This window comes from Streptomyces sp. NPDC033180 (genome assembly GCF_055577645.1).
The window spans coordinates 849,825-866,571 of the sequence record NZ_JBVIPU010000001.1 but is presented as its reverse complement, the minus strand read 5'-3'; the positions used below and the strand labels follow the sequence as shown (position 1 = coordinate 866,571).

Genomic DNA, 16,747 nt, shown 5'->3' with positions numbered 1-16,747 from the left:
AGTGGGCCGGTCGTGCCCCGCTAGGGGCGCGGGGAACTGCGCGAGGACGGACCACGACCGGCACCCGGCGAACGGACGGGCGGGAGGGCAGACGCGGTTCTCACGCACGAAGCCGACCTCAGCGAGGCCCGCACCCGGCAGGTGGGCCGGTCGTGCCCCGCCAGGGGCGCGGGGAACGGCGCGAGGAGGGACCAACGACCCGCACCGGGCAGTGGGCCGGTCGTGCCCCGCTAGGGGCGCGGGGAACTGCGCGAGGACGGACCACGACCGGCACCCGGCGAACGGACGGGCGGGAGGGCAGACGCGATCCTCACGCGCGAAGCCGACCTCAGCGAGGCCCGCACCCGGCAGGTGGGCCGGTCGTGCCCCGCCAGGGGCGCGGGGAACTGCGCGAGGACGGACCACGACCGGCACCCGGCGGGCGAGCGGAAGAAGGCAGACGCGACCCCGCTCAAGGCCCAGGGGCCAGGCCGGGCTCCCGAGGCCCGAGGAAGTGCGGATCCGGTTGAAACGCCGCGTCCACCGCCGCCTTGCCCGCCGCGAACAGCTCCCGCGCGCCGCCGTAGTACCAGGTCGCGTCGTGCTTCGCGTCGACCCCGACGCCGTACGACGCGACGCCCGCCGCGCGGCAGAGCGCGACGGCCCTGCGTATGTGAAAGCCCTGGCTGATCAGCACCGCCCGGTCGACGCCGAACACCTTCTTGGCGCGCACGCAGGAGTCCCAGGTGTCGAAGCCCGCGTAGTCACTGACGATCCGCCGTCCCGGCACGCCGCGCTCGGTCAGATACGCGCGCATGGCGTCCGGCTCGTCGTAATCCTCGCGGCTGTTGTCCCCGGTGACGAGGACGACCTCTATCCGCCCCGCCTCGTACAGCTCGGCCGCCGCGTCGAGGCGGTGCGCGAGATACGGCGAGGGCTCGCCCTCCCAGAGGCCGGCGCCGAAGACGACCGCCACCCGCGTGCGCGGCACGTCAGCCGTTGTGTGCAACCGCCCCTCCGCCGTCACGAAAAGCCACGTCGCGGGCAGCAGCGCCACCACGCACACGGCCATGAAGACCTGCACGGCCCGCCGCTGTCCCCGCCGCGTGCGCGGCAGCCGCATCCACCCCGGACGGCTCCACCCCGGACGGCGCCACTCCGGACGTTTCCACTCCGGACGTTTCCACTCCCGACACATCCACCCCGGACGCCTCATGCCGTTCCCCCGTGCCCGACGCCGGATCCCCCCGATCCGATCACTGCAGCCAACGGTAAGCGACCGCACTGACAACGCCGCGGCGCCGTCGGTGAGCCAGGCCGAAAGGACCCGTCACCGGCGCGCAACGCGACCGAAACGCCGCGCGGCCATCCTCGGTCCATGACGCCGTCGAACCCTCTTCGCGATGAGTCCGGCAGCACCCCTCTCGAAAGTACGGCGCACATCATGGACCGCATCACCCGCCAGCTCGGCAGCCAGCTCGCCCTCGTGTCGCGCGACGGCAGACGTCGCACGCCACCGGCACCGCCACCGCCAACGGCGCCCGCAACCGCAACCGCCCCCGCCCCCGCCCTCGTCGTGGTCGCCCACGGCAGCCGGGACCCCCGCGCCCTCGCCACCGTCACGGCGCTGCTCGACCGGGTCCGTGAGCTGCGGCCCGGGCTCACCGTGTGCCTCGGCCACATCGAGCTGAACGAGCCGCTGCTCACCGACACCCTCGCCGCGGCGGCCGGCCGTGCCGTCCTCGTGCCGCTGCTGCTCGGCCGCGGCTACCACGTCAAGCACGACATCCCCGAGGCCGCCGCAGAGGCGCCGCACCTCGACACGCGGGTCGCCGCCCCGCTCGGCCCACACCCCCTGCTCGTCGACGCGCTGCACGACCGGCTCGCCGAAGCGGGCTGGCCGGACCGGCTCGGCCGGGCAGCGCGGCGCACCGGCGGCGTCGTCCTCGCCGCGGCCGGCTCCCGCGACCCGGACTCCGCCACGGACACCCGCCGCACGGCGGTCCTCCTCGCCCAGCGGCTCGGCGTGCCGGTGGTTCCCGCGTACGCCTCGCCGACCGCCGCCGCCCCGCTCAGTGTGCCCGCGGCCGTGCGTGCCCTCGCCGCCCGCGGTCGCCACCGCACCGCCGTGGCCTCGTACTTCACGGCGCCGGGCCGCTTCGCCACGCAGTGCGCCGAAGCCGCCCCCTGGATCGCGGCCGCCCCGCTCGGCGCCCATCCGGCGATGGCCCAGCTCCTCCTGCACCGCTACGACCAGGCCCGCGCGGCCACACCCGCCACTCGTCTTTCGCCCCGTCAGCTGACCTCCGCCTGACTCCGCCTGACTCCGCCTGGGCTCGGCATGACAGTCGCCTGTCGGCCACCGAGGGGCCCTGAAGCCCCCTTTGTCACTGCTTGCGTTTACTGTCGGTGCATGGAAGGCACTGCACCGAACGCGTACGACGACGAGGCGGCCGAGGCTGCCTATGACAAGGCCGCCGTCGAGCGATGGGCCACCGAGCCGGACAAAAGGCCGGGGCGCACCGCCTTCCAGCGGGACCGCGCGCGCGTCCTGCACTCCTCCGCGTTGCGCCGCCTCGCGGGAAAGACGCAGGTGGTCACCCCCGGCACGCGCAGCAACGAAGCGTGGGACGCCAGCGCCCGCACCCGCCTGACGCATTCCCTGGAGTGCGCCCAGGTCGGCCGCGAGCTCGGCGCCGCCCTCGGCTGCGACCCCGACCTGGTGGAGACCGCCTGCCTCTCCCACGACATGGGCCACCCGCCCTTCGGGCACAACGGCGAGCAGGCGCTGAACGAAGTCGCGGAGAGCTGCGGCGGTTTCGAGGGCAACGCCCAGTCGCTGCGCCTCCTCACCCGCATCGAACCGAAGCGCTTCGTAAGAAGTGAGCAGACGGACGAACTCGTCAGCGTGGGGCTCAATCTGACCCGCGCCGCCCTGGACGCCGCCACCAAGTACCCCTGGCCGCGCGGCGCTCACCCCACCGACCCCGATTCCCCCAAGTTCGGGGTCTACGAAGACGACCGGCCGGTCTTCGACTGGGTCCGCAAGGAGGCCCCCGCCCGCCGTATCTGCTTCGAGGCCCAGGTCATGGACTGGTCGGACGACGTCGCGTACTCGGTGCACGACATCGAGGACGGCCTGCACGCCGGGCACCTCGACCCGAACCTCCTGCACGCCGAGCCCGAGCGCCAGGACATCTTCGCCGTCGCCATCGGCCGTTATGTACCGGCGGACACCGACCCCGAAGAGCTCTCCGAAGCCCTCGACCGCCTCCTGGAACAGGAGTGGTGGCCGCATGGGTACGACGGCTCCGCGATCGCGCAGGGCCGCCTGAAGGACGCCACAAGCCAGCTCATCGGCCACTTCTGCCTCGCCGCCGAAACCGCCACCCGCCTGCGGTACGGCAAGGGCCCCCTCACTCGGTACGCCGCCGAACTCGTCGTCCCGCGCGAGGCCCGCCACGAGTGCGCGGTCCTCAAGGCCGTCGCCGACCGCTATGTGATGCAACGCCCCGCCCAGGAGCGGCTGCGCGCGGATCAGCGGATCGTCGTCGCCGAGCTGGCCGAGGCCCTCACCGCCCGCGCCCCCGACGGGCTCGACCCGCAGTTCCGCGCGCTCTACGACACCGCGCCCGACGACCGCGCGGCCCTGCGCGTCGTCGTTGACCAGATCGCGTCCCTCACGGACGCCGCCGCACGTTCCCTGCACGCGCGGCTCACGGCGAGACAGCCCTGACGCAGCCCCTGACGCGGCAGGGCCCCGACATATAGGGCCCTGACATATGCGGAATGACCCGATCGACCACGGGGCGTGACGAAAACTGGCCGGATCGGGCCGCAACCCCTTCCCCCATCACGCTCCGTGCGGGACGCTCCCCCTGACGGCAAGGCTTTGAGGAGGCATCAAGTGGTCGACGCGGATCAGACGTTCGTCATTGTCGGAGGAGGTCTCGCGGGCGCGAAAGCGGCCGAGACACTCCGGGCCGAGGGCTTCACCGGCCGGGTGATCCTCATCGGCGACGAACGCGACCACCCGTACGAGCGCCCACCCCTGTCGAAGGGATATCTCCTGGGCAAGGAGGAGCGTGACAGCGTCTTCGTCCACGAACCCGCCTGGTATGCCCAGTCGGACGTGGAGTTGCATCTCGGCCAGACCGTCGTCTCCATCGACCGCGCGGCCAAGGCCGTCCACCTCGGTGACCGCGCCGTCATCCACTACGACAAGCTCCTTCTGGCCACCGGCGCCGAGCCGCGCCGCCTCGACGTCCCCGGCACCGGCCTGGTGGGCGTGCACCACCTGCGCCGCCTCGCGCACGCCGACCGGCTGCGTCAGGTTCTCGCCAGTCTCGGCCGTGACAACGGCCACCTGGTGATCGCCGGGGCGGGCTGGATCGGCCTCGAGGTCGCCGCCGCCGCGCGGACGTACGGCGCGGAGGTCACCGTCGTCGAGCCCGAGCCCACCCCGCTGCACGCGGTCCTCGGCCCCGAGCTCGGCCAGATGTTCACCGACCTGCACGCCGAGCACGGCGTGCGCTTCCACTTCGGCGCCACGCTCACCGAGATCACGGGCGAGGACGGCCTGGTCCTGGCGGCCCGTACGGACGACGGCGAGGAGCACCCCGCGCACGACGTGCTCGCCGCGATCGGCGCGGCCCCGCGCACCGCGCTCGCCGAGGCGGCGGGACTGGAGATCGCCGACCGCGCGCACGGCGGCGGAGTCGTGGTCGACGCCTCGCTGCGGACCTCGGACCCGGACATCTTCGCGGCAGGCGACGTGGCCGCCGTCCAGCACCCGCTCTTCGACACCAGGATGCGCGTGGAGCACTGGGCGAACGCCCTCAACGGCGGACCGGCCGCGGCCCGCGCGATGCTCGGCAAGGACGTGAGTTACGACCGCGTGCCCTACTTCTTCTCGGACCAGTACGACGTGGGCCTGGAGTACTCGGGGTGGGCGCCCCCGGGGACGTACGACCAGGTGGTGGTCCGAGGCGACGCGGGGAAGCGGGAGTTCGTCGCGTTCTGGCTGAGCGAGGGGCGGATCCTCGCCGGGATGAACGTGAATGTGTGGGACGTCACGGACACCATCCAGAAGCTGATCCGCGCGGGCGCGCGGCCGCCCGCCGAGTCCCTCTCCGACCCGTCCGTCCCCCTGGAGTCGCTGCTCGGGTGACGGGCCGGGCCGGAGTGTCACAGCAGGGCCGTAGTATTCCTACGTGGCAGGCAGGATCAATGACGAGGACGTGAAGGCGGTTCGGGACGCGGTCCCGATCGACGCCGTGGTCTCCGACTACCTCCAGCTGCGCAGCGCGGGCGGAGGCAACCTCAAGGGCCTGTGCCCCTTCCACGACGAGAAGTCACCGTCCTTCCAGGTCAGCCCCAGCAAGGGTCTTTTCCACTGCTTCGGCTGCCAGGAAGGCGGCGACACGATCGCCTTCGTGATGAAGATCGACCACCTCACCTTCTCGGAGACGGTCGAGCGCCTCGCCGCCCAGGCGGGCATCACGCTGCGGTACGAGGAGGGTGGGTACAACCCCACGAGCCAGCGCGGCGAGCGCATCCGGCTCGTCGAGGCCCACAAGATCGCCGCGCAGTTCTACATCGACCAGCTGGAGAGCCCCGAGGCGGAGATCGGCCGCAAGTTCCTCGCCGAGCGCGGCTTCGACCAGGCCGCCGCCGCGCACTTCGGCGTCGGCTACAGCCCGGCGGGCTGGGACCACCTCACCCGGTTCCTGCGCGGCAAGGGCTTCACCGACAAGGAGCTCACCCTCTCCGGCATCGCCCAGGAGGGCCGCCGCGGCCCCATCGACCGCTTCCGCGGCCGTCTGATGTGGCCGATCCGCGACATCAGTGGCGAGGTCGTCGGCTTCGGCGCCCGCAAGCTGCGCGAGGACGACAACGGCCCCAAGTACCTCAACACGCCTGAGACGCCGATCTACAAGAAGGGCCAGGTGCTCTACGGGGTCGATCTGGCCAAGAAGGAGATCGCCAAGACCTCCCGCGCGGTCGTCGTCGAGGGGTACACGGACGTCATGGCCTGCCACCTCGCCGGTGTCACCACCGCCATCGCGACCTGCGGCACCGCCTTCGGCGGCGATCACATCAAGATCCTTCGCCGCCTCCTGATGGACAACGGCTCGGCGCGGGTGATCTTCACCTTCGACGGTGACGCGGCAGGCCAGAAGGCCGCCCTGCGCGCCTTCGAGGACGACCAGAAGTTCGCCGCCGAGACGTACATCGCCATCGCGCCCGAGGGCATGGACCCCTGCGAGCTGCGCCTGGCCAAGGGGGACTCGGCGGTCTCCGACCTCGTCGAACCCCGCACGCCGCTCTTCGAGTTCGCGCTGCGCCAGATCGTCGGGCGGTACGACCTGGAGACCCCCGCCGGCCGCGCCGCCGCACTGGACGAGGCGGCGCCGGTCGTGGCCCGCATCAAGAACAGCGGCGCGCAGCACGAGGTGGCCGTCCAGCTCGCCGGGATGCTCGGCATCCTGGACACCCAGTTCGTGGTCAAGCGCGTGGCCCAGCTGGCGCGTTGGGCCCGCGACCGGGGCGGCAGGGGCCCGGCCCCGCAGCAGCGCACGCAGCAGCACCAGCAGTACGCGGCCTCCGCGCCCTCCGGGCCCTCCGGCCCCGCGCTGACCCTGCGCAGCCCCGCCCACCGCACCGAGCGCGAACTGCTCAAACTGGCCCTGCAGCGGCCGGAGTTGGTCTCCCCGGCCTTCGACGCGTACGGCGTGGACGAGTTCACCGCGCCGCCGTACGCCGCGGTGCGCCAGTGCGTGGAGGAGGCCGGCGGCGCCGAGGCGGGCATCCCCGAGCCGCAGACCTACCTCGCCCGCGTCCTGGACGCGGCGCCGGACAACACGGTCCGCGCCATGGTCACGGAGCTGGCCGTCGAGGCGATCCTGCGCAAGCAGGTGGACGAGATCTACGCGGGCATCCAGCTGGTCCAGGTCCGGTTGCGCGCCGTCGACCGCCGCATCCGCGACGTCCAGGGCAGCCTGACCCGGCTGAGCGCCCAGGGCGATCCCGCACAACTGGCAGCGGTCCAGAACGAGTTGTGGGTCCTGCAGCAATACGCGCAGGCGCTGCGCGAGCGGGGAGCCGACGCGCTCTGAGCTCCCGCTCGGGGCGGCGCTGAAACTCCGCGCGAGCAGGGCCCGGGCTCCGCTCGCCCGACGGCTCGGCCCCGTCGAGAGCAGAGGGCCCGCGTCGCACGTCGGTCACGACCTGGGCCACCTTTCACGCAGGCACTGAGCCCTCTTCCGCGCAGCCGCTGCCCGGCCCCGCGCGCAGCCGCCGACGCGGTCACTCCGCAGGCGCTGTCCCGCCCTCCCGGCAGGCGCTGCCCCGGCCCCGCGCGCAGCCGCCGACCCGGTCACTCCGCAGGCGCTGTCCCGACCCTCCCGGCAGCCGCCGACGCGGCCCCTCGCGCAGGCGCTGCCCCGCCCTCCCGGCAGGCGCTGCCCCGGCCCCGCGCGCAGCCGCCGACCCGGTCACTCCGCAGCCGCCGACCCGGCCCCTCCCGGCAGCCGCTGCCCCGGCCCCTCGCGCAGCCGCCGACCCGGCCCCTCCCGGCAGGCGCTGCCCCGGCCCCTCGCGCAGGCGCTGCCCCGGCCCCTCGCGCAGCCGCTGTCCCGCCCTTCCGACGGGCGCCGGTCCGCCCCTCGCGTACCTGGTGAGATGCGCGTCGCGCAAGGCGCCGAGCCCCGCCGGGTCAAGGCCCGAGGTTCACGCAGCGCCCAGCTGGTTACCCGGCGGGTAACCACTCGGTCACGCACCGGACTCAGAAAGTCACCGCACGCCCCTCGTGGCGGCCGTGTGTCGTACCCCACACTGGGTTGCGGTGCCTGAGTCCTCGGAGCGCGGCCGGCCCGCAGACAGCGGATGCGGATCCGGTACACCCGCGATTCCACACATCGTGTTCGGGACGGACAGCGGCGAGGCCGTCGAAGCCGATCCCGCTGTACCGCTGCCGCACGCCTCAGCAGCGATCATCATGGAGGTCGCCCCCGTGCAGACCCAGACCCTCAGCCAGACCGAGACCGCCCTTGCCGCGGAAGCGGAAACGGAAGCGGAGGCGGCGGCAGATACGGACGTCATCGCGGCCGTACCGCCCCAGAGCCGCGCCGCACGGCACCCGGAGGCGGGCCCGGAGAGCTCCGAAGCGGAAGCTGCCCCTGATCGGCCGGAAGCGCTCGAACCGGACAGCGGTGAGCTGCCCCTGCCGCCCGCCCCCCGCAGCCGCGCAGACGCCGCCGGCCCCTCGTCCGACCTGTTCCGTCAGTATCTGCGCGAGATCGGCCGGATCCCCCTGCTCACGGCGGCGGAGGAAGTGGAACTGGCGCGCGGCGTCGAGGCCGGCCTGTTCGCCGAGGAGAAGCTGCGCCTCGCCACCGACCTGGACTCGCAACTCGCCCTCGACCTGGACAAGTTGGTCGTATTGGGCCGGATGGCCAAGCGCCGCCTGATCGAGGCCAACCTCCGCCTGGTCGTCTCCGTCGCCAAGCGGTACGTGGGACGCGGACTGACCATGCTCGACCTCGTCCAGGAGGGAAACCTGGGCCTGATCAGGGCAGTCGAGAAGTTCGACTACGCACGCGGCTACAAGTTCTCCACGTACGCGACCTGGTGGATCCGCCAGGCGATGTCGCGGGCCCTCGCCGACCAGGCCCGCACCATCCGCGTCCCCGTGCACGTCGTGGAGCTCATCAACCGCGTCGTGCGCGTCCAGCGCCGCATGCTCCAGGAGCGGGGTTACGAACCGACCCCCGAAGAGGTCGCCGCCCACCTGGACCTGCCGCACGAGCGCGTCAGCGAAGTCCTGCGCCTGGCCCAGGAACCGGTGTCGCTGCACGCGCCCGTGGGCGAGGAGGACGACGTCGCGCTCGGCGACCTCATCGAGGACGGCGACGCGACGAGCCCCGTCGAGTCGGCGGCCTTCCTCCTGCTGCGCGAGCACCTGGAGGCGGTGCTCTCCACGCTCGGTGAGCGCGAACGCAAGGTGGTCCAGCTGCGCTACGGCCTCGCGGACGGCAGGCCCCGCACCCTGGAGGAGATAGGCCGGATCTTCGGCGTGACACGCGAACGCATCCGCCAGATCGAGTCCAAGACCCTCAACAAGCTGCGGGACCACGCCTTCGCGGACCAACTCAGGGGCTATCTGGACTAGCCCCGTAAAGGGAGCTAGTCGACCTCGGCCACGGCCTGCGCGAACTGAGCCGCGTACAGACGCGCGTACGCGCCCTCGGCCGCCAGCAGTGCGTCATGCGTGCCCTGCTCCACGATCGACCCGTTCTCCATCACCAGGATGGTGTCCGCGTCGCGGATCGTGGAAAGCCGGTGCGCGATGACGAACGAGGTCCGCCCGTGCGCGAGCCGCGCCATCGCCTTCTGGATGAGCACCTCCGTACGGGTGTCGACCGAGCTCGTCGCCTCGTCGAGGACGAGGATCACCGGGTCGGACAGGAACGCCCGCGCGATCGTGATGAGCTGCTTCTCGCCCGCGCTCACCCCCGTGCCCTCATCGTCGATCACCGTGTCGTAGCCGTCGGGCAGCGTGCGGCAGAAGCGGTCGGCGTGGGCCGCCCGAGCCGCCTCCTCGATCTCCTCGCGGGTGACGTCCTTGGCCGCTCCGTACGCGATGTTCTCCGCGATCGTGCCGCCGAACAGCCAGGTGTCCTGGAGCACCATGCCGATGCCGGACCGCAGTTCGTCGCGTGACATCTTCGCGATGTCGACGCCGTCGAGCGTGATGCGCCCGCCGGTGACCTCGTAGAACCGCATGAGGAGATTGACCAGCGTGGTCTTGCCGGCGCCGGTCGGCCCGACGATCGCCACCGTGTGGCCCGGCTCGACCTTCAGGGACAGGTCCTCGATGAGCGGCTTGTCCTTCTCGTAGCGGAAGGACACCTCCTCCATCTCGACCCGGCCGCGCAGCTGGTCCGGACGTATCCCCGGCACCGGGTCGGCCTCCTGCTCCTCCGCGTCGAGCAGCTCGAAGATCCGCTCGGCCGACGCGACACCGGACTGCACCAGGTTCGCCATCGACGCGACCTGCGTGAGCGGCATCGAGAACTGGCGCGAGTACTGGATGAAGGCCTGCACGTCACCGATCGACAGCGCGCCGGACGCGACCCTGAGGCCGCCGACCACGGCCACGAGGACGTAGTTGAGGTTCGACATGAAGAACATCAGCGGCTGCATGGCCCCGCTGTTGAACTGCGCCTTGAACCCGGCCTCGTACAGCGCGTCGTTCTGCTCGGCGAACGCCTTCGCCGACTCCTCCTGGCGCCCGAAGACCTTCACCAGGTTGTGCCCGGTGTACATCTCCTCGATGTGCGCGTTGAGCTTGCCGGTGGACTTCCACTGCTGCACGAACTGCGGCTGCGAGCGCTTGCCGACCTTCGTCGCCACGAAGAACGACAGCGGCACGGTCACCAGCGCCACCAGGGCCAGCAGCGGCGAGACGTAGAACATCATGATCAGTACGCCGACGATGGTGAGCAGCGAGTTCACCAGCTGCCCCATGGTCTGCTGCAGGGTCTGACCGATGTTGTCCAGGTCGTTCGTCGCCCGGCTGAGCACCTCACCGCGCTGCCGCTTGTCGAAGTACGACAGGGGGAGCCGCGACAGCTTGTCCTGGACGTCGCCGCGCATCTTGAACACGGTCTTGTTGATGGCGCGGTTGGAGAGCCGCGTCGCCACCGCCATCAGCAGACCCGCGATCAGGAAGGCCCCGAGAGCGAGCAGCAGCACCTCTCCCACCGCGCCGAAGTCGATGCCCTCGCCCGGCGTGAAGTCGACTCCGGTCAGCATGTCCGCCATGCCGCCGTCGCCCTTGTCGCGCAGGCTCTCGATGGCCTGGTCCTTGGTGACGCCGCTCGGCATGTCACGCCCGACGATGCCCGCGAAGAGCAGGTCGGTCGCCTTGCCGAGGATCTTCGGGCCGAGCACGGTGAGCGCCACGCTGAGCACACCGGCGGCGATCATCCCGTACATCGTGGCGCGCTCGGGCCTGAACTGCGCGAGGAGCCGCTTGCCCGACCCCTTGAAGTCCATCGACCGGGAGTCCGGCCCCATCATCTGTCCGCCCGGACCGGCCATTACGCGGCCTCCGCTTCCGTCAGCTGGGAGAGCACGATCTCCCGGTAGGTCTCATTGCTCTCCATCAGCTCGTGATGGCGTCCCGTCCCCACGACCCGGCCCTCGTCGAGGACGATGATGCGGTCGGCGTCCCTGATCGTCGACACGCGCTGGGCGACGATCACGACGGTCGCCTCGGCGGTCTCGCGGCCGAGCGCGGCGCGCAGGGCGGCGTCGGTCGCGTAGTCCAGGGCCGAGAAGGAGTCGTCGAAGAGGTAGATCTCGGGGCGCTGTACGAGCGTCCGCGCGATCGCGAGGCGCTGGCGCTGACCGCCGGAGACGTTCGTGCCGCCCTGCGAGATGGGCGCGTCCAGGCCCTCATCCAGGCTCTCGACGAAGCCCTTGGCCTGGGCGACCTCAAGGGCGTGCCAGAGGTCCTCGTCCGTCGCGTCCGGGTTGCCGTAGCGGAGGTTGGTGGCGACCGTGCCGGCGAAGAGGTACGGCTTCTGCGGCACCAGGCCCACCGTCCGCGCGAGCAGCGCGGGCTCGATGGTGTGCACGGGCACGCCGTCCACCAGGACCTCGCCCTCGGTGGAGTCGATGAGCCGCGGCACGAGGCTGAGCAACGTCGACTTGCCGCTGCCGGTCGAACCGATCACGGCGGTCGTCTCACCGGGCCGCGCGACCAGGCCGATGGCCTTCAGGACGGGCTCCTCGGCGCCGGGGTAGCGGAAGCCCGCGTCGCGGATCTCCAGGTGGCCGTGGCGCTTCAACTCCCGTACGGGGGAGGCCGGGGGCACCACGCTGCTCTCGGTGTCCAGGACCTCCTCGATGCGCTCGGCGCAGACCTCGGCGCGCGGCACCATCATGAACATGAAGGTGGCCATCATCACGGACATCACGATCTGCATCAGATACGCGAGGAACGCGGTGAGCGCCCCGATCTGCATGCCGCCGCTGTCGATGCGGTGCGCGCCGAACCACACCACGGCGATCGACGAGATGTTCACGACGGTCATGACGATCGGGAACATCAGCGCGAGCAGCTTGCCGGTGCCGAGCGACACGTCGGTCAGCTCGGCGTTGGCCTTCCGGAAGCGGTCCTTCTCGTACGCGTCGCGGACGAAGGCGCGGATGACGCGGTTGCCGGTGATCTGCTCGCGCAGCACGCGGTTCACGGTGTCCAGGCGCACCTGCATGGTGCGAAAGAGCGGACGCAGCCGCTTCACGATCAGGCTCACGCTGATCGCGAGGACGGGCACGACCGCGATCAGGACACCCGAGAGCGGTACGTCGAGTCCGAGAGCCATGATGATGCCGCCGACGCACATGATCGGCGCCGACACCATCAGCGTGAACGACATCAGGACCAGCATCTGCACCTGCTGGACGTCGTTCGTGGTCCGGGTGATCAGCGACGGTGCGCCGAACTGCCCCAACTCCCGTGCGGAGAACGACTGCACGCGGTCGAAGACGGCGGCCCGGACGTCGCGGCCGAGCGCGGACGCGGTGCGGGCGCCGTAGTAGACGGCCCCCACGTTGCAGACCACCTGGGCGACGGTGACGGCGATCATGACGCCGCCGAACGACAGGATGTAGCCCGTGTCGCCCTTCACGACACCCTCGTCGATGATGTCGGCGTTGAGCGTGGGCAGATAGAGCGAGGCGCAGGTCTGCAGGAACTGCAGCAGCACCAGCAGGGCGATGGGCTTCTTGTACGGACCCAGATGGGCCCGCAGGAGTCGTATGAGCACGGGGTCTCTTCGCGAGGCGTGGGCGGCTTCTGGCATGGGCGCCCCCATACTCCGGCACCGCACCCGGGGCTGCGCAACCGATTAAGCCATGACCCGGTAAAAAGATTGCCCGGGTCAAGAACCAGGCATACTTCCTGCCGGTCTGTTGTGGCTGAGCGCGCAGTTCCCGGCGCCCCTTACGGGGCGCTGTCGAGCGCTCCGGGATGCGCCTGTTCCCGCACGGTCCGGTACTGCTGGCGTACCGCCTGCCCCACGGCGTGCTCCTCGCCCGGCTCGAAGACCTGCGCGGACGCCCCCTGCCAGTACGGCAGTTGACCGTTCAGCGCCCAGGCGGCCTGCCGCGCCGCGCCGATCGCCGCGTAGTCCGCGGGCTGCGGCACCACGATCTGCGCACCGAACAGCATGGGCGCCGCGGCCTGCACCGCCGGCAGCTCGGCCGCCGCGCCGAGCAGGAAGACCCGGCGCACGTCGACACCACGGCTCCGCAGCACGTCGAGCGCGTCCCCGAGCCCGCACAGCATGCCCTCGAAGGCCGCCCGCGCCAGATGCTCGGGCCGCATCGACTCACGCCTCAGCCCGGTCAGGGTGCCCGCCGCGTGCGGCAGATTCGGCGTCTTCTCGCCCTCCAGATACGGCAGGAGTACGAGCCCGTGCGCTCCCGGCGTCGACTTCATGGCCAGATCGGAGAGCCCTTCGAGGTCGGAAACCCCGAGCATCTCGGCGGCCCCGCGCAGCACCCGCACGGCGTTCAGCGTGTGCACCACCGGCAGATGCATGCCGGTCGCGTCCGCGAGCGAGGTGATCGTCCCGCTCGGGTCGACCAGGGCCTCATGGTGCACGGCCATCACGGACCCCGAAGCCCCCAACGAGACGACCGCGTCGCCCTGTTGGACCCCGAGCCCGAACGCCGCCGCCATCGTCTCACCGGTCCCCGCCGAGATCAGCAGCCCCTCGGGCGTCGTCCCCGCAGCCTCGGCGGGACCGATCACCTCGGGGAGCATCGCCTGGTGGCCGAGCGCGAGCTCCACGAGATCGGGGCGGTACGAACCCGTCGCTGCCGACCAGTAGCCGGTCCCGGAGGCCCCGCCCCGGTCGCTCGTGCGCCGCGCGGGCCGCCCGAGCAGCTGCCACACCAGCCAGTCATGCGCCTGCATGAGGGAGGCCACGCGCTGGGCCGCCTCCGGCTCGGTCTTCGCCAGCCAGCGCAGCTTCGTCACGGGGTGCGCGGCCTGCGGGACGCATCCGACGGCCTGCGCCCAGGCCTCGCGGCTGCCGAGCCCGTCGATCAGGTCGGCGGCGGCGACCTGCGCCCGCCGGTCGTTGCCGACGAGCGCGGGCCGCACGGTGTTGCCGTGCTGATCCAGGGGGACGACCGCGTTCTGCTGCGCGGAGACGCCGATGGCCTGCACGCCTTCGAGCAGCCCGCCGCCCGCCGCCTCGCCGAGCGAGAGCAGCCAGGCCTGCGGATCCACGTCCGACGGACGGCCCGCGCCATCGGGGCCCTCCGTCGGATGCGGGGCATAGCCCTGCTTGAGTACGGCGCCCGTGTCCGCGTCACAGACCACGATGCGCGTGAAATCGGGCGAACTGTCCAACCCTGCGACTATCCCCATGCCTGGAATTCTGCCGCACCGCGCGACGTGTCCCGTACCTCAGCTCCCAGGAGGAGCCCCGGCTACGTATTACTGGTGCCCCAGTCGTCCTCACCACTGCCCTGCCCGCGCTCGCGCAGCGACCGCACCCGGTCGGCCACCGAGTCGGGGACCCGGTCCCCGACCTTCTCGGACACGGAGTGGAAGGCCTTGCCCGCCACGTCGCGCCCCTGCTGTGTCGCGGACTCCACGGTGTTGCGCACGGCCGGGTTCTGCGCGAACTCGCGGGCGGACTTCTTCAGCTTCTCGTAGCGCTCGCGGCCGGCCCGGGTACCGAGCACGTACCCGAGAGCCACTCCCGCGACGAATGTGAGCCGGTAGCGCATGGCTGCCACCCTTCCCTTGCGTCGGCGTCGAGCGTCTGTCGCTCGTCTGCTGCTCTGCGTCGGCGGTGGGGGATACCGATTGGCGGAGCACCCCCCTGCTTGCGCTAATGTATGTGTCGCAGCGACCGCCCGCCGCCTGGAGAGTTCCCAGGTAGCTGCGTTCGATGCACCGAGACGATCCCCTGTAGCTCAATTGGCAGAGCAGCCGGCTGTTAACCGGCAGGTTACTGGTTCGAGTCCAGTCGGGGGAGCTCGGTCTCCTGTAGCTCAATTGGCAGAGCAGCCGGCTGTTAACCGGCAGGTTACTGGTTCGAGTCCAGTCGGGAGAGCTGTGAGAAGGACCCTTGAGAGTGCCCTCAAGGGTCCTTTTTCGTGGCCGGTGGAACCATGCGGGCAGCACGGAGGTCCTCATGGTCGAGCGATGCCGACCATCCGAAGCAGGAGATCGTATGAGCGGCTATGCTGCGGCAGACGGCGCGCACAAATGTGCGCGACGCGCCGTTAGGGGCGGTAGCTCAGCCGGTTAGAGCAGCGGACTCATAATCCGTCGGCCGTGGGTTCGAGTCCCACCCGCCCCACCGAAGCGCTGGGCCGCAGGAACGATTCCACCTGCGCCTGCAGCGCAAACCTCTGGGTGCGTCTCTTCGAGGTGACGGTCGAGTGATCGCTACCTGGCCCTCTGCTGGCCCGAAGGGCCGGCGACCAAGACTCAGTCGCCATCGCCGTAGTTCTTCAGCGATGTGCCTGGCGTCGGCGAGGAGGGCCTGGGTCTGCGACTCGGCACCGAAGCCAACCCTGATGCGATAGATCTCGCGCGGCAAGTGCTGTGTCTGCCTCGTGCGTGATGGGCCCCTGCAAGGGAATGTTGGTGATGTATCGTGGTTATGTACATCATGGACTCTCGGTAAGGGGTGGCTGGTATGTCTGTTACCCAGGTCGATCTCGATGACGAGGCGCTGGCCGAGGCGATGCGGCTCATGGGTGTCTCGACGAAGAAAGAGACGGTCAACGGGGCTCTGCGGGACTACGTGGCGCGCATCAAGCGGCTGGAGGCTGCGGAAAAGCTGGCCGCGCGGGGTGAGCGGGGCGAGTTCGAGGCTGCGGCTGCGGCGCATGCGGCCGCGAAGCGCGCCCAGCGGGCAGCCTTCGAGTGATCACGTACCTCCTCGACACCTCCGCCCTGTGGCACCTCTTCCGCACGCCGGGGGCGTTGCGGCCCTGGGAAGGGCATATCGCCGCTGGCGTGTTCCATATCTGCGAGCCTACGAGGGCGGAGTTTCTCTACTCGGCCACCAGCCCGGCCCACCGTGATGAGTTGGCCGAGGAGGTGGATGCTCTCTGCCAGTTCTCGCCGGTTCCCAAGAACGCGTGGCGCTGGGTCGACACCGCGCAGTACAAGCTCACCCAGCAAGGGCAGCACCGTGCCGCCGGAGCCATCGATCTCCTGGTGTGGGCGACAGCGGCCCATCACGGTCACACGGTGCTGCACGTGGACAACGACTTCGCCACAGTGGCGGCGGCCCTCAAGGAAGTGCAGCAGCGGGACGTACGCGTCTGACTGCTGGCGGCCGCATTCGGCGCCCTGCCCGCACCCGCGGAGATGGTCCCGACCAAGGGACAGCGAAGCAGGAGCGACGGCCCGTAGCGAGCACGCGCTACGGAACGTGACCGCGTCGACAGGGGTGCGCTTGTGTGCCGTAGGTCGCGAAGCCTCGTCGCCATCCCCGCATGCGCGGGGACCACAGCTCAAGCGGGCGGACGTTGCCGCACAGGCTGGGACCACCCCCGCATGGCTTTGTCGCTGAGAGCCGACAGCGCATGCAGGTGAGTTTCGACAGCACTTCGTGAACGGCCAGCGGAGGAATGTCGGCCAGCTTTGGCAGCACCAAAGCTCCACCCGGTCTGCTCGCCTGGTGCGATGATCATCCTCGTGTCTTCGCTGCCCGCAATG

General features: G+C 70.9%; 12 protein-coding genes and 3 tRNA genes. 10 read left to right on the top strand and 5 right to left on the bottom strand.

What is annotated here, in order from left to right; all coding sequences use genetic code 11:
* Positions 1-451 precede the first annotated feature (451 nt).
* Positions 452-1,102, bottom strand: coding sequence for a SanA/YdcF family protein (locus tag ACZ5WE_RS03950; RefSeq protein ID WP_467687760.1), 651 nt, complete (start codon positions 1,100-1,102; stop codon positions 452-454).
* A gap of 255 nt (positions 1,103-1,357) precedes the next feature.
* On the opposite strand from ACZ5WE_RS03950, the gene ACZ5WE_RS03945 reads away from it, so the two are divergent.
* From ACZ5WE_RS03945 to ACZ5WE_RS03925, 5 genes are all read left to right on the top strand, one after another.
* Positions 1,358-2,293: a sirohydrochlorin chelatase gene (locus ACZ5WE_RS03945; protein ID WP_467687762.1), complete on the top strand. Its 936-nt coding sequence runs from the start codon at positions 1,358-1,360 to the stop codon at positions 2,291-2,293.
* Between the two features lie 99 nt (positions 2,294-2,392).
* Complete coding sequence (locus ACZ5WE_RS03940) at positions 2,393-3,715, top strand: deoxyguanosinetriphosphate triphosphohydrolase (RefSeq protein WP_467687763.1); 1,323 nt, start codon at positions 2,393-2,395, stop codon at positions 3,713-3,715.
* Between the two features lie 171 nt (positions 3,716-3,886).
* Positions 3,887-5,149 carry an NAD(P)/FAD-dependent oxidoreductase gene (locus tag ACZ5WE_RS03935; protein WP_467687765.1) on the top strand — a complete coding sequence of 421 codons (1,263 nt, stop codon included), beginning with the start codon at positions 3,887-3,889 and terminating at the stop codon, positions 5,147-5,149.
* A gap of 43 nt (positions 5,150-5,192) precedes the next feature.
* On the top strand, positions 5,193-7,097 hold the full coding sequence (gene dnaG, locus ACZ5WE_RS03930) for a DNA primase (protein ID WP_467687767.1): 1,905 nt from the start codon (positions 5,193-5,195) through the stop codon (positions 7,095-7,097).
* 728 nt (positions 7,098-7,825) lie between these two features.
* Positions 7,826-9,151, top strand: coding sequence for an RNA polymerase sigma factor (locus ACZ5WE_RS03925; protein ID WP_467687769.1), 1,326 nt, complete (start codon positions 7,826-7,828; stop codon positions 9,149-9,151).
* A 14-nt stretch (positions 9,152-9,165) separates the two neighbouring features.
* Here ACZ5WE_RS03925 and ACZ5WE_RS03920 read toward each other — a convergent pair whose 3' ends face one another.
* The 4 genes from ACZ5WE_RS03920 to ACZ5WE_RS03905 form a co-directional block, all read right to left on the bottom strand.
* The gene (locus tag ACZ5WE_RS03920; protein ID WP_467687771.1) at positions 9,166-11,085 is read right to left on the bottom strand and encodes an ABC transporter ATP-binding protein; all 1,920 of its coding nucleotides are present in this window, start codon (positions 11,083-11,085) and stop codon (positions 9,166-9,168) included.
* Entirely contained in the window at positions 11,085-12,818 is a 1,734-nt protein-coding gene (locus ACZ5WE_RS03915; RefSeq protein WP_467687772.1) for an ABC transporter ATP-binding protein, read from the bottom strand. Before ACZ5WE_RS03915 ends, ACZ5WE_RS03920 begins: the two co-directional genes overlap by 1 nt.
* A gap of 176 nt (positions 12,819-12,994) precedes the next feature.
* The gene (locus tag ACZ5WE_RS03910; RefSeq protein WP_467687774.1) at positions 12,995-14,431 is read right to left on the bottom strand and encodes a xylulokinase; all 1,437 of its coding nucleotides are present in this window, start codon (positions 14,429-14,431) and stop codon (positions 12,995-12,997) included.
* A 62-nt stretch (positions 14,432-14,493) separates the two neighbouring features.
* Positions 14,494-14,796 (bottom strand): YtxH domain-containing protein, encoded by a 303-nt coding sequence (locus ACZ5WE_RS03905; protein WP_361057864.1) that lies wholly within the window; start codon positions 14,794-14,796, stop codon positions 14,494-14,496.
* Positions 14,797-14,974: 178 nt separating this feature from the next.
* On the opposite strand from ACZ5WE_RS03905, the gene ACZ5WE_RS03900 reads away from it, so the two are divergent.
* The 5 genes from ACZ5WE_RS03900 to ACZ5WE_RS03880 all read left to right on the top strand — a co-directional run bounded on the left by ACZ5WE_RS03900 (position 14,975) and on the right by ACZ5WE_RS03880 (position 16,354).
* Positions 14,975-15,047: transfer RNA gene (locus ACZ5WE_RS03900), tRNA-Asn, on the top strand.
* Between the two features lie 5 nt (positions 15,048-15,052).
* Positions 15,053-15,125, top strand: a tRNA-Asn gene (locus ACZ5WE_RS03895).
* 175 nt (positions 15,126-15,300) lie between these two features.
* Positions 15,301-15,374 (top strand) — tRNA-Ile (locus ACZ5WE_RS03890).
* A gap of 342 nt (positions 15,375-15,716) precedes the next feature.
* Complete coding sequence (locus tag ACZ5WE_RS03885) at positions 15,717-15,950, top strand: type II toxin-antitoxin system VapB family antitoxin (protein WP_467687776.1); 234 nt, start codon at positions 15,717-15,719, stop codon at positions 15,948-15,950.
* Positions 15,947-16,354, top strand: coding sequence for a PIN domain-containing protein (locus ACZ5WE_RS03880; RefSeq protein ID WP_467687777.1), 408 nt, complete (start codon positions 15,947-15,949; stop codon positions 16,352-16,354). The genes ACZ5WE_RS03885 and ACZ5WE_RS03880 overlap by 4 nt, the downstream gene beginning before the upstream one ends.
* Positions 16,355-16,747 lie beyond the last annotated feature (393 nt).